Annotated in this window: 26 protein-coding genes; 10 read left to right on the forward strand and 16 right to left on the reverse strand. The window is 63.6% G+C overall.

Annotation, left to right across the window (positions count from 1 at the left end; translation table 11 throughout):
* Window positions 1-5: 5 nt before the first annotated feature.
* Together LB568_RS11695 and LB568_RS11700 are read right to left on the reverse strand one after the other, a co-directional pair.
* A complete protein-coding gene (locus LB568_RS11695) occupies window positions 6-1097 on the reverse strand; it encodes a class I SAM-dependent rRNA methyltransferase (protein ID WP_013892999.1) in 1092 nt (363 codons plus the stop codon).
* Between the two features lie 88 nt (window positions 1098-1185).
* Window positions 1186-1671 carry a DUF1772 domain-containing protein gene (locus tag LB568_RS11700; protein WP_224730200.1) on the reverse strand — a complete coding sequence of 162 codons (486 nt, stop codon included), beginning with the start codon at window positions 1669-1671 and terminating at the stop codon, window positions 1186-1188.
* A gap of 99 nt (window positions 1672-1770) precedes the next feature.
* Between LB568_RS11700 and LB568_RS11705 the strand changes: the two genes are divergently transcribed.
* The 3 genes from LB568_RS11705 to LB568_RS11715 all read left to right on the forward strand — a co-directional run bounded on the left by LB568_RS11705 (window position 1771) and on the right by LB568_RS11715 (window position 3369).
* Window positions 1771-2460: a helix-turn-helix transcriptional regulator gene (locus tag LB568_RS11705; RefSeq protein ID WP_013893001.1), complete on the forward strand. Its 690-nt coding sequence runs from the start codon at window positions 1771-1773 to the stop codon at window positions 2458-2460.
* Between the two features lie 76 nt (window positions 2461-2536).
* Window positions 2537-2932, forward strand: a complete 396-nt coding sequence (locus tag LB568_RS11710) for a VOC family protein (protein WP_013893002.1) — start codon at window positions 2537-2539, stop codon at window positions 2930-2932.
* Window positions 2929-3369 (forward strand): EVE domain-containing protein, encoded by a 441-nt coding sequence (locus LB568_RS11715; protein WP_013893003.1) that lies wholly within the window; start codon window positions 2929-2931, stop codon window positions 3367-3369. Before LB568_RS11710 ends, LB568_RS11715 begins: the two co-directional genes overlap by 4 nt.
* On the opposite strand, the gene LB568_RS11720 is transcribed toward LB568_RS11715, so the two are convergent.
* The 4 genes from LB568_RS11720 to sppA form a co-directional block, all read right to left on the reverse strand.
* Window positions 3366-4331: an ornithine cyclodeaminase family protein gene (locus tag LB568_RS11720; protein ID WP_013893004.1), complete on the reverse strand. Its 966-nt coding sequence runs from the start codon at window positions 4329-4331 to the stop codon at window positions 3366-3368. The genes LB568_RS11715 and LB568_RS11720 overlap by 4 nt on opposite strands.
* Before the next feature lie 37 nt (window positions 4332-4368).
* Entirely contained in the window at window positions 4369-4713 is a 345-nt protein-coding gene (locus tag LB568_RS11725) for a DUF1049 domain-containing protein (protein WP_013893005.1), read from the reverse strand.
* Window positions 4714-4749: 36 nt separating this feature from the next.
* Entirely contained in the window at window positions 4750-5034 is a 285-nt protein-coding gene (locus LB568_RS11730; protein WP_006200394.1) for an integration host factor subunit beta, read from the reverse strand.
* A gap of 80 nt (window positions 5035-5114) precedes the next feature.
* Window positions 5115-6071, reverse strand: a complete 957-nt coding sequence (gene sppA / locus LB568_RS11735; protein WP_013893006.1) for a signal peptide peptidase SppA — start codon at window positions 6069-6071, stop codon at window positions 5115-5117.
* Window positions 6072-6428: 357 nt separating this feature from the next.
* On the opposite strand from sppA, the gene lptC reads away from it, so the two are divergent.
* The 6 genes from lptC to ptsN all read left to right on the forward strand — a co-directional run bounded on the left by lptC (window position 6429) and on the right by ptsN (window position 11889).
* Window positions 6429-7142 (forward strand): LPS export ABC transporter periplasmic protein LptC, encoded by a 714-nt coding sequence (lptC, locus tag LB568_RS11740; RefSeq protein WP_013893007.1) that lies wholly within the window; start codon window positions 6429-6431, stop codon window positions 7140-7142.
* Complete coding sequence (locus tag LB568_RS11745; RefSeq protein ID WP_013893008.1) at window positions 7129-7719, forward strand: LptA/OstA family protein; 591 nt, start codon at window positions 7129-7131, stop codon at window positions 7717-7719. Before lptC ends, LB568_RS11745 begins: the two co-directional genes overlap by 14 nt.
* Window positions 7719-8537, forward strand: a complete 819-nt coding sequence (gene lptB, locus LB568_RS11750) for an LPS export ABC transporter ATP-binding protein (RefSeq protein WP_013893009.1) — start codon at window positions 7719-7721, stop codon at window positions 8535-8537. The genes LB568_RS11745 and lptB overlap by 1 nt, the downstream gene beginning before the upstream one ends.
* 325 nt (window positions 8538-8862) lie before the next feature.
* Complete coding sequence (gene rpoN, locus LB568_RS11755) at window positions 8863-10389, forward strand: RNA polymerase factor sigma-54 (RefSeq protein ID WP_224730201.1); 1527 nt, start codon at window positions 8863-8865, stop codon at window positions 10387-10389.
* 345 nt (window positions 10390-10734) lie between these two features.
* Window positions 10735-11319 (forward strand): ribosome hibernation-promoting factor, HPF/YfiA family, encoded by a 585-nt coding sequence (gene hpf / locus LB568_RS11760; protein ID WP_013893011.1) that lies wholly within the window; start codon window positions 10735-10737, stop codon window positions 11317-11319.
* 105 nt (window positions 11320-11424) lie between these two features.
* Window positions 11425-11889 (forward strand): PTS IIA-like nitrogen regulatory protein PtsN, encoded by a 465-nt coding sequence (ptsN, locus tag LB568_RS11765; RefSeq protein ID WP_013893012.1) that lies wholly within the window; start codon window positions 11425-11427, stop codon window positions 11887-11889.
* Between the two features lie 152 nt (window positions 11890-12041).
* Here the strand turns inward: ptsN and LB568_RS11770 are convergent, their stop codons facing one another.
* Entirely contained in the window at window positions 12042-12296 is a 255-nt protein-coding gene (locus tag LB568_RS11770) for a DUF1150 family protein (RefSeq protein WP_013893013.1), read from the reverse strand.
* 76 nt (window positions 12297-12372) lie between these two features.
* Window positions 12373-12798 carry an Hsp20 family protein gene (locus LB568_RS11775; protein WP_013893014.1) on the reverse strand — a complete coding sequence of 142 codons (426 nt, stop codon included), beginning with the start codon at window positions 12796-12798 and terminating at the stop codon, window positions 12373-12375.
* A 323-nt stretch (window positions 12799-13121) separates the two neighbouring features.
* On the opposite strand from LB568_RS11775, the gene LB568_RS11780 reads away from it, so the two are divergent.
* A complete protein-coding gene (locus tag LB568_RS11780) occupies window positions 13122-14063 on the forward strand; it encodes a nucleoside hydrolase (protein ID WP_224730202.1) in 942 nt (313 codons plus the stop codon).
* 177 nt (window positions 14064-14240) lie between these two features.
* Here LB568_RS11780 and LB568_RS11785 read toward each other — a convergent pair whose 3' ends face one another.
* The 8 genes from LB568_RS11785 to LB568_RS11820 form a co-directional block, all read right to left on the reverse strand.
* A complete protein-coding gene (locus LB568_RS11785) occupies window positions 14241-14855 on the reverse strand; it encodes a LysE family translocator (protein ID WP_224730203.1) in 615 nt (204 codons plus the stop codon).
* Window positions 14856-14968: 113 nt separating this feature from the next.
* Entirely contained in the window at window positions 14969-16414 is a 1446-nt protein-coding gene (locus LB568_RS11790; RefSeq protein WP_224730204.1) for an amidase, read from the reverse strand.
* Between the two features lies 1 nt (window position 16415).
* Window positions 16416-17321 carry a ribokinase gene (locus LB568_RS11795; RefSeq protein ID WP_140571053.1) on the reverse strand — a complete coding sequence of 302 codons (906 nt, stop codon included), beginning with the start codon at window positions 17319-17321 and terminating at the stop codon, window positions 16416-16418.
* A gap of 153 nt (window positions 17322-17474) precedes the next feature.
* A complete protein-coding gene (locus LB568_RS11800; protein ID WP_140571051.1) occupies window positions 17475-17963 on the reverse strand; it encodes a hypothetical protein in 489 nt (162 codons plus the stop codon).
* Window positions 17932-18441 (reverse strand): hypothetical protein, encoded by a 510-nt coding sequence (locus LB568_RS11805; RefSeq protein WP_013893020.1) that lies wholly within the window; start codon window positions 18439-18441, stop codon window positions 17932-17934. Before LB568_RS11805 ends, LB568_RS11800 begins: the two co-directional genes overlap by 32 nt.
* A complete protein-coding gene (locus LB568_RS11810; RefSeq protein WP_013893021.1) occupies window positions 18408-18797 on the reverse strand; it encodes a hypothetical protein in 390 nt (129 codons plus the stop codon). Before LB568_RS11810 ends, LB568_RS11805 begins: the two co-directional genes overlap by 34 nt.
* Before the next feature lie 22 nt (window positions 18798-18819).
* Window positions 18820-19290, reverse strand: coding sequence for a hypothetical protein (locus tag LB568_RS11815; protein WP_013893022.1), 471 nt, complete (start codon window positions 19288-19290; stop codon window positions 18820-18822).
* Window positions 19291-19511: 221 nt separating this feature from the next.
* Window positions 19512-20390, reverse strand: coding sequence for a methylated-DNA--[protein]-cysteine S-methyltransferase (locus tag LB568_RS11820; protein WP_224730205.1), 879 nt, complete (start codon window positions 20388-20390; stop codon window positions 19512-19514).
* Between the last annotated feature and the right edge of the window lie 69 nt (window positions 20391-20459).

Consider the following 20459-nt stretch of genomic DNA (forward strand, 5'->3'; position numbering starts at 1 on the left):
GGCATTCACGCTACCCAGCGCGAAAACAGTGAGGTCGAAAGTGCCCGGCCGGCGGACTTTTCGCGGATGATCAACTCGCCCGACTCGACCTTGCCGCCCATGCCGGCAAACGTATCGCGCATCAAGGCATGGATGGCGAAGAAGGAAGCTCGGATCGAATAGGCGGTCAGCACAACGGCAAGCGGCTTTGGGGTCAGGATCGAGCGGCAGAGATCGGTCAGCGCCGGCAAATCCTCGAACAATTGCCAGACTTCGCCCCTGGGGCCGCGACCATAGGCCGGCGGATCGAAGAGCACGATGTCGTAGCGGCTGCCGCGGCGTTCCTCGCGCTCGGCGAACTTCACCGCGTCGTCGACGATCCAGCGGATCGGCTTGCCACCAAGCCCGGCCATCTCCTGGTTTTCACGCGCCCAGCCGATGGCTTTCTTCGAGGCGTCGACATGGGTGACCTCGGCGCCGGCGCGGGCCGCCACCAGCGAGGCAAGACCCGTGTAGCCGAACAGGTTCAGCACCTTGACCGGACGCTTGGCCGCCGTGATCAGCCCTGCCATGTGGTCCCAGTGCGAGGCCTGCTCGGGAAAGACGCCGACATGGCGAAACGAGGTGAAACGGCCGAGATAATCGATGCCGTCATGCTTCATCGGCCAGGTCTCGCCGAGCGGCATCTTTGGAAAACGCCAGCGGCCAATGCCTTCCTCGTCGGTATCGCCGGTGAAGACGGCGTCGGCACGCTCCCAGTCCTTCGCCGGCAAGGCCTTTTGCCAGATCGCCTGGCCTTCCGGCCGCACGATCCGGTAGGGGCCGTACTGCTCGAGTTTTTGGCCAGTACCGCTGTCGAGCAGCGCATAATCGGCATTCGGCGCCACTTCGAGGATCACGGGAAGCTGCTCGGCGGGCAGGGCGCCATCGCGGCGGGCCAGGATGCGCGGCGCGGATTTCGGCTCGGGCTGGTTGTCCGGTTTCACGATGTGTTGTTCGCGCGGCCTGGCGTCTGCCTTGACCGCCGGCCGATTCTCCGGCGGGCGCGGCTGTGCGGCCCCACTTTTCGTCGGCTGGTGCGGGCGGCCGTCGCGGCGTTTGTCGCGAAAAGACTTCAAGAAGCAGCATCTCCGGCGGTTCGGCCCGCTTCTGCCACAGCTTCACCCCTGTGCGCAACAAACGGCGATCGCCGACGGCTCCAACCGGTCAGCCGTGCCGGATCGAAAGCAAGCCGACAACCAGCGATACGAAGCCGGCGGCCTTGATGCCGGTGACGACCATATGGCCGGTTTCCCAACGCAGCCGGATGGCGTCGAAGTTCTCAGGGATCGGTCCGGGTACCCATGTGGCCAGAACGTCATTCGCCGGTTTGACCAGAACGGACCACATCGCCAGGGAGACGGCATAAAGCACGGCGGCGGCCAGCACGAACCAGAAGGCCGGACGATCGGCACGCAGCAACGCCAGAAGCCCCGGACAGGCAATCGCAGCCACGTCCAGGGGAGCGCCAATAACCGCGAACAGCAGGAATTGGCCGTTGAAAACGGTGGTTTCGCGCCAGAGGGATGGCGACCATTTGGTCAGTCGAGGGACCGATTCCAGGACATGGGCGAAGGACGGTCCAAGGCTGAGCGCCGCGATGGTGGCGGTCAGGGCACACCAGAACAACAGGAAGCCGCGGATCTCCGTCATCTTCGGATAACGGGGGGATGCCGAACGTGTTCCAGGTCAAATCGCTTGCCGTCGAAAGCGCGGGAGCCCTATCGTCCGGCAGTACCGGATTGTAGCATCATGTCCCGCTCCGAACGCCTTCTCGACCTCATCCAGTGCCTGCGCCGGCACCGCCGGCCGGTGAGCGGTCAAGCGCTGGCCGCTGAACTCGGGATTTCGATCCGCACGCTCTACCGCGACATCGCAACGCTGCAGGGGCAGGGCGCGCCGATTGAGGGTGAGGCAGGTGTCGGCTATGTGCTCAAGCCTGGTTTCATGCTGCCGCCGCTGATGTTCAGCGACGAGGAGATCGAGGCCATCGTGCTCGGCTCGCGCTGGGTCGCAAAGCAGCCGGACCGGCGTCTCTCGGCCGCGGCCGCCAATGCGCTGGCCAAGATCGCCGCGGTGTTGCCGGATGATCTGCGCGAGGATCTCGATGCCTCGACGCTGCTTGTCGGGCCGCCCGCGGCGATTATCGAGGGCATCGACCTCGGCGTCGTGCGGCAGGCCATCCGCAACGAACGCAAGCTCGGCTTCCTCTATCGCGACGCGGGTGGCGCCGCTTCCGAGCGCGTGGTCTGGCCGTTTGCGCTCGGCTTCTTCGACAAGGTGCGGGTAGTGGTGGCGTGGTGCGAAATGCGGCAGGATTTTCGCCATTTTCGCGCCGATCGTATCGCCGAGCTGAAGGCAACCGACATGCGCTACCCGCGCCGCCGGCAGGCGCTGCTCAAGGAATGGCGGGCGACGCTCGACCAGCCGCGTGGTCCATGAATGCTGCTGCCAGAATCTGACAGTATGTCATCCTATACAGGGCACATATCGAAACGCTCAGCCCTGGAGAACAGATATGGCAACCCCGAATTTCGTTATCCTCTATGTCGACCAGCCGCTGCGGAGCGGCGCCTTCTATAGTGCGCTGCTGGGACGCGAGCCGGTGGAAAGCGCGCCGACCTTCGTGCTGTTCGTGCTCGACAACGGCTTCAAGCTCGGCCTCTGGTCGCGGCATACGGTGGAGCCGGCGGCCGAAGCGGTCGGTGGCGGCGCCGAGATCGTCTTTGCGCTCGATACGCCTGAGGCGGTCGATGCCGCCCATGCCGACTGGTCCGGGCGTGGCCTGAAGATCCTGCAGGCGCCGACCGACATGGATTTCGGCCGCACATTCGTCGCGCTCGATCCCGACAATCATCGGCTGCGCGTCTACTGGCTGTCCGACGGGGAACAGGCCGACGGGGAAAAGAAATGAGCGCGCATTGGATTGCGGTGGCGTCGGCGCAACATGTCCGGCGCGGCCGCCAGGGCGGCTTCATGCAGGTCAACCACGGCAAGTCGGCACCCCTGCGCCGCGTCAAGCCCGGCGATGGCGTCGTCTATTATTCGCCGACTACTATCCTGGGCGAGAAAGATGGCCTGCAGTCGTTCACGGCGATCGGCACGGTGCGGGAAGGCGAACTCTATCAAGGCGAGATGGGCGGCGGCTTCACGCCGTTCCGCCGCGATGTCGACTGGGCAAGGGCCGAGGAAACGCCGATCAAGCCGTTGCTCGACAGGCTGGACTTCACCGTCGGCAAATCGAATTGGGGGTATCAGCTGCGCTTTGGCCTGTTCCCGATCAGCGCGGCCGATTTCGCGCTGATCGCCGGGGCAATGGGTGCCGAAGTGGCGGTGCCGGCGTCAAGCTAGTTCTTGAGCGCCTCGTAGACGGCAATGCCGGCGGCAAGATCCTCGAGCGCGGCGCCGACCGATTTGAACAACGTGATTTCGCCGGCGCTTTCGCGGCCCTTCTTCTGGCCGCGCGCCAGTTCGTGCAAGTCGGCGACGATGGCTTCCGGCTTCAGTACGCCCGAGGCCAACGGCTGGACGATGTCGCCGGCCTCCTTGGTGGCGCCGGCGCGGGTGTCGACATAGACGCGGGCGCGCACGATGGTGTCGTCATCGCTCTCGCGCATCGCCGGCGTGAAGCCGCCGACCAGGTCGACATGGGTTCCGGGCTTGAGCAGTGCGCCCTTGATGAGCGGCGTGGTGGTGATTGTCGCCGAGGAGATAATGTCGGCCTGCCCAAGTTCGGCATCGAGATCGGTCGCGGCGCTGGCCGCGAAGCCCTCGGCGCGCAGCTCGGCCGCGACTTTCTCGGCGTTGGCCGGCGTGCGGTTCCAGATGCGGATGGTCTTGATCGGCCGCACTGCCGAATGCGCCTTGGCGAGGAAGGGCGACAGCGCCCCGGCGCCGACCACGAGCAGCCGCGCGGCATCGTCGCGGGCGAGATAGGACGCCGCCAGCGCCGATGCACAGGCCGTGCGCCACTGGGTTAGCCGCTGGCCGTCGATCAAGGCTTCCGGTTCGCCGGTGGCGCCGTCGAGCAGGAGATAGAGCCCCATCACCGCGGGCTTGCCGACGGCGTTGTTGTCGGGCGAGACGGTGACGATCTTGACGCCGATGTGACCGCCGGCCGAGGTGCCGGCGGCGTTGAAATCGGTCCATGCCGGCATCAGCAGCAAGGTCGAGGCCGCGCCATCCGGCCGCTCGACCGCATGATGATGCCTGACCGGCTGCACCGCGCCCTCGCGAAACGCCGTGCGCAATGTCTCGACCAGTCCAGGAAAGGTCAGCGCACGGTCGACCTCGGCGGCCGAAATGGTCAGCATGAAAAGCTCCGTTGAACGAAAGACGGCGACCAGCGGTTCAAGCGGTCGGCTTCGGCAATACTGCCCCTTGGACAGGCCCCTGTGGTGCCGCCGGCGCGCGGCTGACCGCCTGGCGCAGGTTCTCGGCCTCGACGCCGCGCTGGCGCGCCAGCTTGCGGTAACGGCCCTGCTTGACCCAGGTTGCCAGGCTGCCGACGATCATGCCGATGGCGAGAGCCGCGAACAGGAAGATGAACAGTGGCAAGCTCAGCGTCAGCTTTGGATTGCCTGGGTTGAACGGGTCCAGCGTGAAGGCGACGAGTTCGCGGTTGGCGACGGCGAGCGCGATCAGGATGATCGCGAGAGGCACGAAGACCACGATGAGCATGAAACGATTGAGCATTGTGTTTTCCGTCGGAAGCTGGCGCTGACGCGGCGCCTACTTGCCGCCGTTCAGCCTTTCGCGCAGTTCCTTGCCGGTCTTGAAGAACGGCACCCACTTCTCCTCGACCTCGACGGATTCGCCGGTGCGCGGATTGCGGCCGGTGCGGGCAGGGCGGTTTTTCACAGAAAACGCACCGAAGCCGCGCAACTCGACCCGGTTGCCTTCGGCAAGCGCGTCGGTGATCTCATCGAAGATCGCGCCGACGATGTTTTCGACATCGCGCAGGAAAAGATGCGGATTGCGCGTGGCAATAATCTGCACAAGTTCGGACTTGATCATCAGACGGGTCCCCGTGAAAGTACTGCGGTCAAAATTATGAGGATGATTTTATTTGCTTTTTCGGCTGTCCCAAACGGCGCTCAAGGGTGCCAGACGGAAACGAGACCGTCAAGAAACAAGCGGTCGGCGCCAAGTTCATGGATGATGTCGCCGCCGGAATCGGGCAGGCCGAGCGCGCTGCCGATCGTTTTCACCATGGATTTTGACCACAGGAAGCCGCCGCGCCGTTCTGTCTCCTTCCACTCGACCACCTTGAGTTTGGCATCGACCCCTTTGGTCGCCAGCCAGTCGATCGCCACGGTCTCGCCGCCGACAGCGTCGATCAGTCCGTTGGCGACGCCCTGGCGGCCAGTGAAGATCGAACCATCGGCCAGCGCCAGCGCTTGCTCATGGCTCATCTTGCGGCGCTCGGCAACGATGCCGACGAACCAGTCGTAGCTGTCGAGGATAAGCTTGCGGACCATGGCGCGCTCGTCGTCATTGGTCGGCTTGAAGGGCGAGGGCGAGGCCTTCAGCGGCGAGGATTTCACCTCTTCCAGCTTGACGCCGAGCTTGTCCATCATGCCGCTGACGTCAGGATACTGGATCAGCACGCCGATCGAGCCGACGATCGAGGTCTTGCGGGCGACGATGTGATCGGCGGCACTGGCGATCATGTAGCCCGCCGAAGCGGCGAGCGTGCCGACCTCGGCCACGACAGGCTTGTCGGCGGCCAGCTTGCGCACCTCCTCGTAGATCGATTCACCACCGACGGTGGTGCCGCCGGGCGAATCGATCGCCAGGATCACGCCCTTCACCTTCGACGACTGGCGGATGGTCTCCAGCCGCTTGATCAGTTCGTCATCCTCGGTGATGGTGCCTTCGATCCTGACCTTGGCGATATGGTCGACCGTCGCGCCGCCGAAATCGTCGCCATAAAGCCAGGCCGACAGCGCAATCACCCCGAGGGCCACGATGCCGAAGGCCGCGACACGCCAGAATGTCAGCTTGCGCCGCAAACGGCGGCGGTCGATCAGGTCGTCGGCTCTTAGTGCCATGGTCAGCCTCACAGTCGGCGGGAAGAGACGCTTTTAGACCATGATGTCCCTATCGGGAAGCAGTTCCGTCCTTTTACGGCGCGGCAATCCGCGCACGGCGTTTCCATGCGGTCGGTTTTGTGGATGGCCCGCGCAACGCACGCAAGGTGAGCCGAGGCGCGCCAGTCATGAAAAAAAGACGCAAGGGCGTCCATTTCTGCTATGAAGCAGCGGCTGTTGTGCTGACCTCGTTTTCGTTTGTACAACGACAGCTGTCACATTTTTGCGGTTTTCGTGGGCTTGTGCTTGCTTGAGAGCGCTGGCGTCCCACCTATAGGCGGTGCTCCCCGGCGGGCGGGGTTTTAGAAGAAAGCAGTCATGTTAGCGCGACCGATTGAACCGACCAGTCCCGAGGCGGAGTTGGCGCCCCCGGCGGATGACCAGACGCGGGGCGATGCGTTCGACCGCGCCCAGCGTCATTCGCGCCGCGTGCGGGTGCTCAAATTCGCCGTGCCCTTGGCCGCGGCGCTGATCGCCGTCGCCTTCCCGGTCTATTCCTATCTCGCCGCACCCGTTTCCGTCGCCGTACAGGCGGAAGGTACCGCCTTTTCGAATGGCAAGCTGGTGATGGCCAATCCCAAGCTCAACGGTTTCACCAAGCTGAAGCAGCCCTATTCGATGACGGCCCTGCGGGCGATACAGGACGTCAGCACGCAAGGCATCATCGAGCTTGAGGGCATAGACGCCAAGGTGCCGATCGCGCCCGACAATGTCGCGGCGGTCAAAGCCTCGCACGGTACCTACGATCGCGACGGCAATACGATGAAACTGAACAGCGATGTCACGATCACCACGACAGACGGCTTGCAAGCCAAGTTCAAATCGGTCTTCCTCGACATGGGCAAAGGCACTATGAAGACGGATGATCCCGTCGATGTCAGCCGTGGCGGGTCGCAGATCACGGCGGATTCGATGTCGGTCCAGGACAATGGCAAGGTCCTGGTGTTCGAGAACAAAGTGCGCGTCAACATCGATCCCGCCGCTCTGAAGGCGGCTGAGGCAAAGGGCGAAGAAGCGAATGTGGCTCAATAGTTCGACACGGCTGGTGGCCGCAACGTCAGCGCTGCTCCTGCTGGGCCTGGCACCGTCGTCGGCGCAGTCCGGTGCCGCCAGCCAGATGTCCGGGCTCAAACTGTCCGGAGACCAGCCGATCCAGATCGAGAGCGACAAGCTGGAAGTCCATCAGGCCGACAGCACCGCAATCTTCACCGGCAACGTCACCGTCGTGCAAGGGGCGACCATGATGAAGGCCGGCAAGATGACCGTCTACTACGTCAAGGATCCCAACGCTGGTGCCAAAGGCACGGAAGCCGCCGGCGCGGCGGCCATGACCGGCTCAGCCAACATCGATCATCTCGAGGTCAGCAGCAAGGTCTACATAAAGTCGAACGACCAGGTCGCCACCGGTGACAACGGAACCTTCGACATGAAGACCCAAGTGCTGGTGCTGTCGGGGAAGGAAGTCGTTCTCTCGCAAGGAGACAACGTTCTCAAGGGCTGCAAGCTCACCGTGCAGATGAAGAGCGGCCTGGCCCAAGTCGACGCCTGTGGCGGTCGTGTCATCATGTCGATCACGCCGCCGCCGAAATCGGGAGCGACGAACCCCTGATGGCCAGCCTGTCGTCGCTGACGGCACGTCTTCCGGGACGAGCCGCAGCTAAGCTTTCGGCTCCGGCCACGATCACCGTCGACAAGGCGAAGTTCAAGGGAACCTTGATCGCCAAGGGTCTGACCAAGAGCTACAAGGGCCGCAAGGTCGTCAGTGGCGTCACGCTCGGCGTGCGTGCCGGCGAGGCTGTGGGGCTGCTTGGCCCCAACGGCGCCGGCAAGACCACCTGCTTCTACATGGTCACCGGCCTGGTGCCGGTCGATGAAGGCACGATCGAGATCGACGGCTTCGACGTCACCTCGATGCCGATGTACCGCCGCGCCCGCCTCGGCATCGGCTACCTGCCCCAGGAAGCGTCGATTTTCCGTGGCCTCAACGTCGAGCAGAATATCCGCGCCGTGCTGGAAGTGGTCGAGAAGGACCGCAAGGTGCGCGAGCGCAACCTGGACGAACTGCTCGAGGAATTCCACATCAGCCACCTGCGCAAGGCGCCATCCATGTCGCTGTCGGGCGGCGAGCGGCGGCGCCTGGAAATCGCGCGCGCTCTGGCGACGCGCCCGGCCTACATGCTGCTCGACGAGCCCTTTGCCGGTATCGATCCGATCGCCGTCGCCGACATCCAGCAGCTGGTGCGCCACCTGACGGCGCGCGGCATCGGCGTGCTGATCACCGACCACAATGTGCGTGAGACGCTCGGCCTGATCGATCGCGCCTACATCATCCACGCCGGCCAGGTGCTGACCCATGGCCGCGCCGATGAAGTGGTGGCAAACCCCGACGTGCGGCGACTTTACCTCGGTGAGGGTTTTACGCTGTAAGCGGTTCACCGTTTCACGGAAACGCTAAGCCGCTCAGCCTTTTGTCGTGACGCAATTCCCTGGGGAAAGCGTTGGGTGCTTTTCCCAGGGAAGGCCGTCTGACACTTTGTCTGGAATCGCTCTGAGCGTGAAATTTGTTTCCTGACACGATTTTTGGCGCGTTGCGGCCCGTTTTTCCGCGATTTTGCTCCGGGATAACGCTCCGGTAAGCGGGTTTTGCTAGCCTTTGCCTTGACAAGCAAAAGCCGGGCCAGTTTCTATGGCCGGCCGCGAAAATTCTTTTCCGGATGTCCGGATGCGTAGACGAGGCGTTTGAAACCGAACCATGGCGTTGGCGGCCAAACTACAGCTCCGACAATCGCAGTCGCTGGTGATGACACCGCAGCTGATGCAGTCGATTCGGCTGCTGCAGTTCACCCATGTCGAACTCGAACATTTCATCGACGAGGAGATCGAGCGCAACCCCCTCCTGGAGCGCGCCGAGCCGCAGGACGATGCCGTGGGCGACCTGGCGCAGAAAACCGTGGCGGAGCCGCAAGCGGCCGCCGAAGGCGACTGGTTCGAGAACGAGGCGGGCTGGAGCGCCGAGGCGATCTCGGAAAAGCTCGACACGTCCCTGGAAAACCTGTTTCCCGACGACCCGGGCACCAGCGAGCGGCTCGGGCCTGACCTGACGGCGCAATGGAAATCGGCTTCGGGCAATAGCGGCGGCTCCTCGTCCGAAGGGCTCGATGCCGGCGACATGGCGGCGAGCGCCATCACGCTGCGCGACCATGTCGGCGAGCAAATCGCACTCGCCTTCATCGATCCCGCGGCACGCCTGATCGCCAGGGAACTCGCCGATGGCCTCGACGAAACCGGCTATGTCAGGGCCGATCTCGCCGAAATCGCCACGCGGCTGGGCGCCGACGCCGCTGCCGTGGGCAAGGTGCTGGCCGTGTGCCAGACCTTCGAGCCGGTGGGGCTGTTCGCGCGCGATCTTGCCGAATGCCTGTCGCTGCAGCTTGCCATGCGTGACCGGCTCGATCCGGCGATGAAGGCCCTGGTCGCCAATCTCGAACTGTTGGCGCGGCGCGATTTCCACGCGCTGAAACGGATCTGCGGCGTCGACGAAGAAGACCTGCTCGACATGCTGGCCGAGATCCGAGCTCTCGATCCGCGGCCGGGCATGGCGTTTTCGGGCGGCGCCAGCGACGCCATCGTCGCCGATGTCGAGGTGCGCGCGGCCAATGACGGCAGCTGGACCGTCGAACTCAATGCCGAAACGCTGCCGCGCGTGCTGGTCGATCATATCTATTTCGCCCAGGTCTCTCCGCACGCCAAGAACCAGGCGGAAAAGGATTTCCTGGCCGAGTGCCTGCAAAACGCCAACTGGCTGACGCGCAGCCTCGACCAGCGGGCAAAGACGATCCTCAAAGTGGCCTCGGAGATCGTCCGCCAGCAAGATGCCTTCCTGGTCCATGGCGTGCGCCACCTGAAGCCGCTCAACCTGCGCACGGTGGCCGATGCCATCGGCATGCACGAATCGACCGTGAGCCGGGTCACCGCGAACAAATATATGCTGACCCCGCGCGGTGTGTTTGAGCTGCGCTATTTCTTCACCGCTTCGATCGCGGCATCGGGCGGCGGCGACGCGCATTCCTCGGAAGCCGTGCGTGACCGTATCAAGCAGATGATCGACGAGGAGAAGCCCGTCGACGTGCTGTCGGACGATGCGATCGTCGACATGCTCAGGGAAAGCGGCGTCGATATTGCGCGGCGAACGGTCGCCAAATACCGGGAAGGCATGAATATTCCATCCTCCGTGCAGCGCCGGCGCGAGAAACGAGCGTTGGCCAGCGCCGGACGCTAGAGGCAATTCCCGAGGGAATTGCGTGAAGGCAAAGAGATGAAGCGGTTCGGCGTTTCCGCGAAACGACGAACCGCTCCAGACGCCCCCGATTTTCCACAGCTTTCGAGCTTCATTGACAAGCCGCGGTGAAGTGGCTAGAAGCCCGCCCGCATGAGACGGGCTCGATGCCCGCTAGCGGATGGTCCGTCACGACAATGACCTCGGGATGGTCAAGAAGGCGGCTTGTGATCAACCGGAAAGTTTGGATTTAAATCGGCGCGAGTGACGCCGCAAAGCTTGTGCGCACGGACCACGAGTATAAACTCTGGCCAGTTTGAAGCCTGAGCAAGGAAGGTCAGTTTTCAGATGAATCTGCGCATATCGGGAAAACACATGGATATCGGCGATGCGTTCCGCACACGCATCAACGATCGTGTCGGCGAAGCAATCGGCAAATATTTCGATCGCGGCTTCGCGGGACACGTCACGGTCATCAAATCGGGCTCGCGCTATTCGGCGGATTGCATGATCCGGCTGGATTCGGGCGCTTCGCTGCAGGCCACCGGCGATGCCCAGGATCCGACGCTTGCCTTCGAGACGGCGGCGGACCGGTTGGAGACCCGGCTTCGGCGCTATAAGCGTCGCCTGAAATCGCACAATTCAGGCTCCGCCAATGGCGATCCGACCAACATCGCCTATACGGTGATGGCGCCGCTGGCTGATGACGACGAGGATATTCCGGAGAATTTCGCGCCGGCCATCGTCGCCGAATCGACCATGACGCTGAAGACAATGTCGGTGGCGTCGGCGGTGATCGAACTCGACACCAAGGACAGCCCGGTCTTCGTCTTCCGTAACGCTGGAACCGACCATCTCAACATCGTCTATCGTCGGCCCGATGGAAATATCGGCTGGATCGACCCGTCCACGACCAAGGTCTCACAAGGGTGACGACAAGGGTCGCACTGGGCGTGACGACAAGGGTCGCACTGGGATAAAAGCCGGCCGCACGAGGGGTGGGGACTGGTGACGGCAGGCGAACAAGGATTTTCAAGTATGGGTCTGAGCGATCTTATCAGCGTTCCGGCGATTTTGCCGGCGTTGAAGGCCAACTCCAAGAAGCAGCTTCTGCAGTTGCTGTCCGAGCGTGCCGCGGCGATTTCGGGCATTCCGGAACGGGAGGTGTTCGACACCATCCTGCAGCGTGAGCGGCTGGGCTCGACCGGCGTCGGCAATGGCATCGCCATTCCGCACGGCAAGCTGGCCGGCGTGAAGCGCATTGCCGGTGTTTTCGCCCGGCTGGAGACGCCGGTCGATTTCGAATCGCTGGACGACCAGCCTGTCGATCTGGTGTTTCTGCTGCTGGCGCCGGAAGGGGCGGGCGCCGATCACCTGAAGGCGCTGTCGCGCATTGCCCGGGTGCTGCGCGACGCCGACACCGTGGCCAAGGTCAGGGGTACGCGCGATGCCACGGCGATCCACGCGCTTTTGTCGGATACGCAGGCCTCGCACGCCGCCTGATGTCTCTTTTGAACGGATATCCAAGGGCCGCGATGAGCGGCCCTTTTCGTTTCAGCCGGCCAGTCCGCCGATTTTTGTCTTAATGCAATTCCCAAGGGAAAACGCCATGCGTTTTTCCCGGGAAACCGCCAAACACTCTTCCTGGAATTGCCTTAATGAATGGCGACGGTGGTCAAGTCGTTTTCCATGGCGCCGGCCAGTGCGCGGTCACGCGCGTCGGAAAGCAGGATCGGCTGGCCATTGGCGGCAAACAGGGCCCACAATTCCATGCCGGGCGCGATTTCACCGATATTAGGGAAGCGGCCGAGCAGTTCATCGCTCGAGACCTTGCGCAGATAAGCGACGGAGCCCTCGCCGAGATGGGCGAATTCGCCATTGGTCATGGTGATATTTTCAGTTCTGGTCATTTCAAGCCTCCTTGGCGCGAAGACGCCGCCCTTTTCAGGGGCATAGGCCATCCCGCATGAGAGCCATCGGTAAAGATCAGTCTTTCACCGATATGTTTATTTTCCGTACCAGCCGTTCGGACTCCGGCCGATCGAGGTCGATCGACAAAAGGCCGTTCTTCAGTTCCGCCGCGATAACCCGCATGCCGTCGGCCAGCACGAAGCAGCGCTGGAACTGGCGCGCGGCAATGCCGCGATGGAGGAATTCGCGCTCGGTGTCGTCGGTCTGACGGCCGCGCACGACCAACTGGTTTTCCTCCGTTGTCACATCGAGATCGCTTTCGGCGAAACCGGCGACGGCGAGCGTGATGCGCAGCCTTTCGGCCTTGCCGTCGGCACCGCTGAGCCGTTCGATGTTGTAGGGAGGGTAGCTGTCGCCGGATTTCGCCAGACGTTCCAGCGTCTTTTCCATGGCGTCGAAACCCAGGAGAAGCGGGCTGGAGAAAGGCGTCATTCGGCTCATGTTACACTGTCCTCTCAAGAGCGACATAAAGTGGAAAAACCCAGATGGCATTTTTCCCGTTGTCCTTGATATGGTCCGCCCCACGACCAAGTTCAAGCCGTCAAAAGACCCGCCCAAAAAGACCAGGCCTTGGACTCACAGGAATAATCGACGACTCACAGGAATAATCGACATGGCGCTTGAAACGACGCGCGGATGCAAGGAGAAGCGTTGGGGTCGGGATCGTTCCCGGTCGAGCGGTTCGGCAGTTTGCAGACGTTTCGGCGTCCTACGGGCGCGTGATCGACCCGGTGAGCTCACGGCCGGCCAAACAAGGAATTGAAATGCCTCAACCACGCAAGATCATCATCGACACCGACCCCGGCCAGGACGATGCCGTCGCCATTCTGCTGGCACTTGGCAGCCCCGAACTGGAGATCGTCGGCATATCCGCCGTCGCCGGCAACGTGCCGCTGAAGCTTACCGAAAAGAATGCCCGCAAAATCTGCGAACTGGCCGGCCGGCCCGACATCAAGGTCTATGCCGGCGCCATCCGTCCGCTGGCGCGCGAACTGGTCACCGCCGAGGCAGTGCATGGCAAGACCGGCCTCAACGGGCCGCAATTGCCCGAACCGACGATGAAGCTGCAGGAGCAGTATGCCGTCGACTTCATCGTCGAGACGCTTATGAAGGAAGACAGTGGCACCATCACGCTATGCCCGCTCGGGCCGCTCACCAACATCGCGCTGGCGCTGATCCGCGAACCGCGCATCGCGCCGCGCATCAAGGAAATCGTGCTGATGGGCGGCGGCTTCTTCGAAGGCGGCAACGTCACCCCGACGGCCGAATTCAACATCTATGTCGATCCGCAGGCGGCCGACCTGGTGTTCAAGTCCGGCATTCCGATCGTGATGATGCCGCTCGACGTCACCCACAAGGCGCTGACCACAGCCAAGCGCACGCAGGCCTTCCGCAAACTCGGCACCAAGGTCGGCATCGCCGCCGCCGAGATGCTGGAATTCTTCGAGCGCTTCGACGAGGAGAAATACGGCACCGACGGCGGCCCGCTGCACGATCCCTGCGTCATCGCCTATCTGCTGAAACCGGACCTGTTCAAGGGCCGCAACTGCAACGTCAGCGTGGAAACCGCTTCGGAGCTGACCATGGGCATGACCGTCATCGACTGGTGGGGCGTCACCAATCGGAAAAAGAACGCCATGGTGATGCGCGACATCGACCATGACGGATTTTTCGCGCTGCTGGTGGAAAGGCTGGGGCGGCTTTAGGGGCCGTCCTTTTGCCTTCTCCCCCTGCGGGAGAAGGTGGCCGAGCGAAGCTCGGTCGGATGAGGGGTGCTCCAGGGAACACCAACGTCTCACTCTGCTGGAACACCCCTCATCCGTCTCGGCGCTGCGCGCCGATCCACCTTCTCCCACAGGGGGAGAAGGAGGCAAGGTTCCGCTTCACTTCGACCGTGAAAACGCCAGCCACAGGCCGCCGCCGACCAGGAAGCTGCCGCTGATCCTGGACATGAGCTTGATACGGCTGGCCGACAGCAGGCGCCCGGCGCGGCCGGCAGCGAGCGCATAGGACGAATCCGAGAAGGCGGCGAAGATCATGGCGGTGAGGCCCATGACGGCGATCTGCAGCGAATAATTGCCTTGCGGGGCGATGAACTGCGGGAAGAAAGCGCCGAAGAACACCAGCGTCTTGGGATTGCTCAGCGCCACCAGCAGGCCCTGCAGGAAGAAGCCGCCGCGCGGCTTTCGCGCCGTTCCGTCGGCATTCAGCGTGCCCTTGGAGCGGAACATCTGCACGCCCATCCAGATCAGGTAGGCGGCGCCGATCAGCCTGACCCATTCGAACCAGTGGCCCATGCCCGCGATCAGCGTGTTGAGGCCGATGCCGACGATGGCGATCATGATGGCAAGCCCGGCCTGCGTGCCGGCGACATTGGCAAGGCCGGCGCGGGAGCCGTGGCGGATGCTGTTTGCGATGATCAAGGTGACCGTCGGACCGGGCACAAGGATGATGGCGATGCAGGCGAGGACATAGGCGGCGTAGAGTTCCAGCGACATGGATTTTTCCCTTGGAATGCCGCCGATGCGGTGCGGCTGGCGGCAATCAATGCATGGCGGCGACGGCCATGCAAGCCGGCGCGCTAAGCGTTGCGATACGCCGATGCGCCCGGTCAGGCGCCGGCCTGCCAGGGCAGTGTCGCCTCATAGGCCGCCGCCGCCTTGAGCACGGCGAGGTCGCCGCGCGGCCGGCCGATCAGCTGCATGCCCATTGGCCGGCCCTTGTCGTCGAAGCCAATGGGCACGTTGACCGCCGGGCAGCCGCCCAGCGTGGCGAAGGCCGAAACCTGCATCCAGCGATGATAGCTGTCCATCGCCCGGCCGGCGACCTCGCGCGGCCAGTGGGTGCCGACGTCGAAGGGAAAGACCTGCGCGGTCGGCAGCGCGATGAGGTCGAAGCGGTCGAAGATCGACAGCAGCATCCGATGCCAGGACGTGCGGATGACCGATGCCGCGCGGATCTGCGGTGCCGTCAGCCGCATTGCGTTTTCCACCTCCCAGACGGCTTCCGGCTTCAGCAGGCCACGCCTGGAAGGATCGTCATAGTGGGTTTTGAGCGCACAGCCGCTGCTGGCCTGGCGCAGCGTCACGAAGGCCTGCCACAGCCCCTCCAAATCGAAATCCGGCTTGAAGGGGTCGGCCAGGAAGGATGCTTCCGTGAACCGGCCCAGTGCCGCCTCGCACAGGTCGAGGATGCCCGGTTCGACCGGCAGATGGCCGCCGAGATCGCCGAACCAGGCGACGCGGCCGCCTTTCGCCGGCGTTCCAAGCCCGTCGAGGAACGAGCCTTGCTTCTCATAGGACAAGGGCGCATGCGGATGGTAACCCGCCTGCACGTCAAGCAGCAGCGCCATGTCGGCGACATTGCGGCCCATCGGCCCGTCGACGCCCATCTGCGCGTGAAAGACCTCGAAGTCCGGCCCGCCGGGGACAAGCCCCTGCGACGGGCGGAAGCCGTAGACATTGTTCCAGGCCGCCGGATTGCGCAGCGAGCCGCCGAAATCGCTGCCATCTGCGACGGGCACCATGTCGAGCGCGAGCGCCACCGCCGCGCCGCCGCTCGATCCGCCGGCGGTGAGCGCCGGATCGAAAGCGTTCAGTGTCGGCCCGAATACGGGGTTGTAGGTGTTCGAGCCGAGCCCGAATTCGGGGACATTGGTCTTGCCGATGATGATGGCGCCGGCGCTGCGGATGCGCTCGACGAAGAAATCGTCTTCCTGGGGCACGAAATCGGCGAAGATCGGCGAGCCGAAAGAGGTTCTGAGGCCGGTGGTCGAGGCGAGGTCCTTGATGGCGATCGGCAGGCCGAAGAGCGGGCCTGTATCGTCCTCCCGGCGACTATCGGCCGCATCGGCCTCGCGCAGGATGTCGCCACGGTCGCGCAAGGAGACGATGGCGTTGACCTGCGGATTGACCGCCTCGATGCGGTCGAGGAAGGCCGCCACCACCTCGCGCACGGAAAGTTTCTTGTGCCGGATCGCGGCGGCCAGGTCGATCGCCGACAGGCGGCAGATGTCACCGGCCGGCGGCACGGCATGTTTCGTCTGGGGACGCGTCATTTCAGCTGACTTCCCGCAAGGCTTGATCGACATCCTTGGCCAGCGGGATTGCCGGCTGGGCGCCCGGCTTGAGGCATGCCAGCGAGCCGGCCGCACCGGCGCGCGCCAGCGCCTTGTCGAGCGCAAGGCCGGACGACAGGCCGGCGGCGAAGTAACCGCAGAACGTGTCGCCGGCGCCGACCGTGTCGACAGGCGCGATCTTCATGGCCGGAACAGTCAGGAAGTCGGCTGGCGTCGCCGCCATGACGCCGTCGCCGCCGAGTGTGACGACGATGGTGCGGCCGGTTTTCGCCGCGAAGTCGCGCATGCGTGCCGCCCGGTCGCGGCCGCTCAGCTTCAACGCTTCGCCATAGAGGTCGAACTCGGTCTCGTTGGCGATCGCGTAGTCGGCCTTGCCGAGGAAGGCCGCTGCTTCGCCCTGGAAGGGCGCCGTGTTGAGCACGGTGATGGCGCCGGCCGCCCTGGCCTGGTCGAGTACTGCATCGACGGTCGCCAGCGGGATCTCGTGCTGCAAAAGCACGATATCGCCCTTTTTCAGAAAGGCCTTGGAGAGGTCGCCGGGCAGGACGGAAGCGTTGGCGCCCGGCACCACGGCGATGATGTTCTCGCCGTCATCGCCGACCATGATCAGCGCCGTACCCGTCGAGGCAAAGGTTTCGGCGACGCCGGACAGGTCGACCTTGCCGTCGCGCAGCAGTGCCAGCGCCTCCGCGGCGAAGCTGTCCTTGCCAACGGCGCCCACCATGCGCACTTGGCCACCGGCGCGCGCGGCGGCCAGCGCCTGGTTGGCGCCCTTGCCGCCTGGCGCGGTGGCGAAACTCGAGCCGCTCACCGTCTCGCCAGGGCTCGGCAATCGGTCGACATTGGCGATAAGATCGAGGTTGATCGAGCCGACAACGATAATCAAGCAAGGCCTCCTGCCGGTACAAATTCAAGACGCCGGAGCGTCGCTTGCGCATCCTGCCGACGCACGTCGCTCCAATCGCGCGGGAAGCTAGCCTGTAAGGCCGCAGCTTGCCAGACCACGCGAGTGGTCCAGCCGGATTTGTCCTGCCGGAGCCTATTCGCAGCGCACGGTGACCGTGCCCTGATAGCTGCCGGCAGGAAAGATTCCGCTCGATTTGGTGGCGATGAGGTCGACCTGCATGCTGTGCGTTCCGTTGACGACCTTCTGCGCCACGCTGCCGGTGTTGTCGACCCCGGCACCATCGAGGCGGAAGACCGAGGCAAAGGTCACGTTGGTGCCGCCGCCGCTCGGCGCGGACGAGAATGCGGCAGGCGCTGGGGCCGAAACGGAATAGCAGTCCAGCAGGTTGAACAGGGAGCACAGCAGCGAGCTTGCCACGATGGTCGCGCTCGCGCTCGATCCGCCTGCCTGCTTGGAACTCAGTATGCCGATGGCCGGATTGGCGGTCATCGTCCCCGATCCCCCGACCATGATGGTGCAAGTGCCGATGATAGCGGCCTGCGCCGGAAGGCAAAGGCCGGCAAGTGCGGCAATCGCCAGCAGCGCGCGGTTATTTCTTCTTCTTTTTCCTGCCGTCGCCATTTCCGGTCCTGATGCTCCAGCCTTCATTGGCCCACCCAGGTGACGCGGCCGTGGGCGCGGCGGCGACGCTCGCCGTCTGGCCGTCGGCACCGAGGCCCATCTTGAGAAGTTTCAGCTCCAGCTGCAGGCGCTCGACCTCAAGTTCGTAGAGGCGGCTGCAATCGACACGCTTGGGCGTACGCCCGATCGGGATCACCACGCGGCCGTAGGTGGCGACGTCATTGTTCGACTGGCTGTTGCCTCTGATGACGCCGAGATCGAGATAGGCGCCGCTTCCCGAAACCGCCGAGCGGCAGGTGGTGCCGTCAGCGGCATGAACCTCGTCCTGGCCCTGGGGCAAGGTGACGCCGGGCAGGTTGAAGCCGCTCTCGTTCTGGTTGAGGTTGTAGACATCCTCGGCCAGCACCGGACTGATCCCCGCCGACGCGGCCGCGAGCGCGGCTGTCAGGACTTGCGGCGCCCAAAAAACTTTCCGCATATCTGTGCCCTTATCTGCGTCTGTTGATTGGGGAAGGGGATGCTTTCGGTACAGATACGCACTTTACGCTCGGCGGCGCCGTCGAAGGGCACGACCACAAGGACAGGGCGGGAAGCCTGGGAAGCGAGTTGAAAGGCAGGCGGAGATATCCTGGCGTCCACCGGCTCAAAATCCTGATCGTAGACATGGATTTCGACCTTGATCTTCCGATCGTAGGGATTGGCCGGGAAAACGCGAACCGCGAAGACGTCGGTGAAGCTGTTGACCTCGCCGCGCATCGGCGACATCGACTGGGCGCCGGCGGCAATCGGCAGCAAGCCGAGAGTCAGGGCCATCAGGATTCGAGCTTGTTTCAAGGATCCCTCCTTCGCGATGACGCTATTCGCAGCGCAGCGTGACCGTTGCCTGATAGTTTCCGTTCGCGAAGCGGTTGCTGCCGCCCTTGGTGCCGGCGAGATGGACCGAGACGAGGTCGGCGCCGGGTGTGCCGATGCTGGTGGCCGAGCCGGTCTCGGCGATGGAATGCGCGCCGGCGGCGAAGTAGGTCGGCGTCCAGGTGGTCGAGGTGGTGTCGGCGGATGGCACCGTGGTGGTGGTGACGGGATCGACGCTCAGCGACACGCCTCCGGTTGTCGTCAGCGTGACGGTTCCGGCTGAGCCGCCGCTGTTGTGGGAACTGAGGGACTGGAGATCGGGACTGACCATCATCGTGCCATTGGTGGCAACGACAAGCGTGCAGGTCGGGTTGATCGTGCCATTGAAAGTGACGTTCTGCGTTGTGGCCAATGCGGCCCGGTCAAAACAGACAACCAGCAGAGCGGCGCCGAAGGCGGCGCGAAACGACAGCATCGAGACCCTCCTATCAAGCCGGCTCGCCCGAATTAATACAGGTCATCATCGCGGTATCGTGGTTAATTTAGCGTTAACTTAAATAATAGACGAAAATAACATTCGTAATAACCCTAGGTTGTTGCTGGTTGCATAAAGGAAAATTCGGAACAACAATCGCAGTAATACTCCATCAGAACGGCATTTATATATTTCTTCGGGGAAAATAGAAAAATCGACATTCACGTCGACACTTGCCCGGCCTCCCATCCAAGGATGGCGCGCTTGCGGGTCAGGCCCCAGTGATAGCCGGTGAGGTCGCCGGACTTGCCGATGGCGCGGTGGCAGGGAACCACGAAGGAGAGCGGATTGCAGCCGTTGGCGGCGCCGACCGCCCGGCTGGCGCTTGGCGCGCCTATGCTGGCGGCGATCGAGGAATAGGTGCGGGCCTTGCCCATCGGGATCTTGAGCAGCGCCTCCCAGACACGAACCTGGAAGTCGGTACCGATCATGACGACATGCAGCGGCTGATCGGGACGCCACAGCGTCGGGTCGAAGATGCGCGCGGCATAGGGGCCGGTCGCGGCCATGTCCTCGACATAGTTGGCGTTCGGCCAGCGGCTGGACATGTCGGCGAAGGCGGTGCGCTCCTCGCCCGGATCGCTGAAGGCAAGGCCGGCAAGCCCACGGTCGGTGGCCATGATCAGGGCGGTGCCGAACGGCGAGGGGTGGTAGCCATAGCGGATGGTGAGGCCCGCGCCGCGCGTCTTGTAGTCGCCCGGCGACATCGCCTCATGGGTGACGAACAGGTCATGCAGCCGGCCGGGGCCGGACATGCCCAGTTCGAACGAGGTTTCAAGCAGCGGCATGCCGGAATCGAGCAATCTGCGCGCATGGTCCAGCGTCACTGCCTGGAGGAACGCCTTGGGCGACAGGCCGGCCCAGCGGGTGAAGAGTTTTTGCAGGCCGGTCGGTGTCTCGCCGACCTCTTCGGCCAGTTCTTCCAGCGATGGCTGATCACGGTAGTCGAGGCTGATCTTCTCGATGGCGCGGCGCACGATCTCGTAGTCGCTGCCTTGCGGCGTGATGTCCTTCTCGAGGGCTGCTGTGTGTGTGCTCATGGAAGCATCTCCTTGAGCCGGAATATCGCCCCTTGGGGCGCCGATCGCCACCCGAAACTTGCCTTCTTG

This window comes from Mesorhizobium sp. B263B2A (assembly GCF_020165775.1).
GTDB classification, from domain to species: domain Bacteria; phylum Pseudomonadota; class Alphaproteobacteria; order Rhizobiales; family Rhizobiaceae; genus Mesorhizobium; species Mesorhizobium opportunistum.

Coding starts and splice junctions, on each gene's coding strand:
- rpoN (WP_224730201.1), top strand. CDS start 8,863: ATGGCGTTGGCGGCCAAACTACAGCTCCGACAATCGCAGTCGCTGGTG.
- LB568_RS11745 (WP_013893008.1), top strand. CDS start 7,129: ATGTGGCTCAATAGTTCGACACGGCTGGTGGCCGCAACGTCAGCGCTG.
- LB568_RS11720 (WP_013893004.1), bottom strand. CDS start 4,331: ATGCTGACCATTTCGGCCGCCGAGGTCGACCGTGCGCTGACCTTTCCT.
- LB568_RS11800 (WP_140571051.1), bottom strand. CDS start 17,963: ATGGCGACGGCAGGAAAAAGAAGAAGAAATAACCGCGCGCTGCTGGCG.
- LB568_RS11820 (WP_224730205.1), bottom strand. CDS start 20,390: ATGAGCACACACACAGCAGCCCTCGAGAAGGACATCACGCCGCAAGGC.
- ptsN (WP_013893012.1), top strand. CDS start 11,425: ATGGGTCTGAGCGATCTTATCAGCGTTCCGGCGATTTTGCCGGCGTTG.
- LB568_RS11710 (WP_013893002.1), top strand. CDS start 2,537: ATGGCAACCCCGAATTTCGTTATCCTCTATGTCGACCAGCCGCTGCGG.
- lptC (WP_013893007.1), top strand. CDS start 6,429: ATGTTAGCGCGACCGATTGAACCGACCAGTCCCGAGGCGGAGTTGGCG.
- LB568_RS11790 (WP_224730204.1), bottom strand. CDS start 16,414: ATGACGCGTCCCCAGACGAAACATGCCGTGCCGCCGGCCGGTGACATC.
- LB568_RS11785 (WP_224730203.1), bottom strand. CDS start 14,855: ATGTCGCTGGAACTCTACGCCGCCTATGTCCTCGCCTGCATCGCCATC.
- LB568_RS11715 (WP_013893003.1), top strand. CDS start 2,929: ATGAGCGCGCATTGGATTGCGGTGGCGTCGGCGCAACATGTCCGGCGC.
- LB568_RS11775 (WP_013893014.1), bottom strand. CDS start 12,798: ATGAGCCGAATGACGCCTTTCTCCAGCCCGCTTCTCCTGGGTTTCGAC.
- sppA (WP_013893006.1), bottom strand. CDS start 6,071: ATGGCACTAAGAGCCGACGACCTGATCGACCGCCGCCGTTTGCGGCGC.
- LB568_RS11700 (WP_224730200.1), bottom strand. CDS start 1,671: ATGACGGAGATCCGCGGCTTCCTGTTGTTCTGGTGTGCCCTGACCGCC.
- LB568_RS11705 (WP_013893001.1), top strand. CDS start 1,771: ATGTCCCGCTCCGAACGCCTTCTCGACCTCATCCAGTGCCTGCGCCGG.
- lptB (WP_013893009.1), top strand. CDS start 7,719: ATGGCCAGCCTGTCGTCGCTGACGGCACGTCTTCCGGGACGAGCCGCA.
- hpf (WP_013893011.1), top strand. CDS start 10,735: ATGAATCTGCGCATATCGGGAAAACACATGGATATCGGCGATGCGTTC.
- LB568_RS11780 (WP_224730202.1), top strand. CDS start 13,122: ATGCCTCAACCACGCAAGATCATCATCGACACCGACCCCGGCCAGGAC.
- LB568_RS11730 (WP_006200394.1), bottom strand. CDS start 5,034: ATGATCAAGTCCGAACTTGTGCAGATTATTGCCACGCGCAATCCGCAT.
- LB568_RS11770 (WP_013893013.1), bottom strand. CDS start 12,296: ATGACCAGAACTGAAAATATCACCATGACCAATGGCGAATTCGCCCAT.
- LB568_RS11725 (WP_013893005.1), bottom strand. CDS start 4,713: ATGCTCAATCGTTTCATGCTCATCGTGGTCTTCGTGCCTCTCGCGATC.
- LB568_RS11805 (WP_013893020.1), bottom strand. CDS start 18,441: ATGCGGAAAGTTTTTTGGGCGCCGCAAGTCCTGACAGCCGCGCTCGCG.
- LB568_RS11815 (WP_013893022.1), bottom strand. CDS start 19,290: ATGCTGTCGTTTCGCGCCGCCTTCGGCGCCGCTCTGCTGGTTGTCTGT.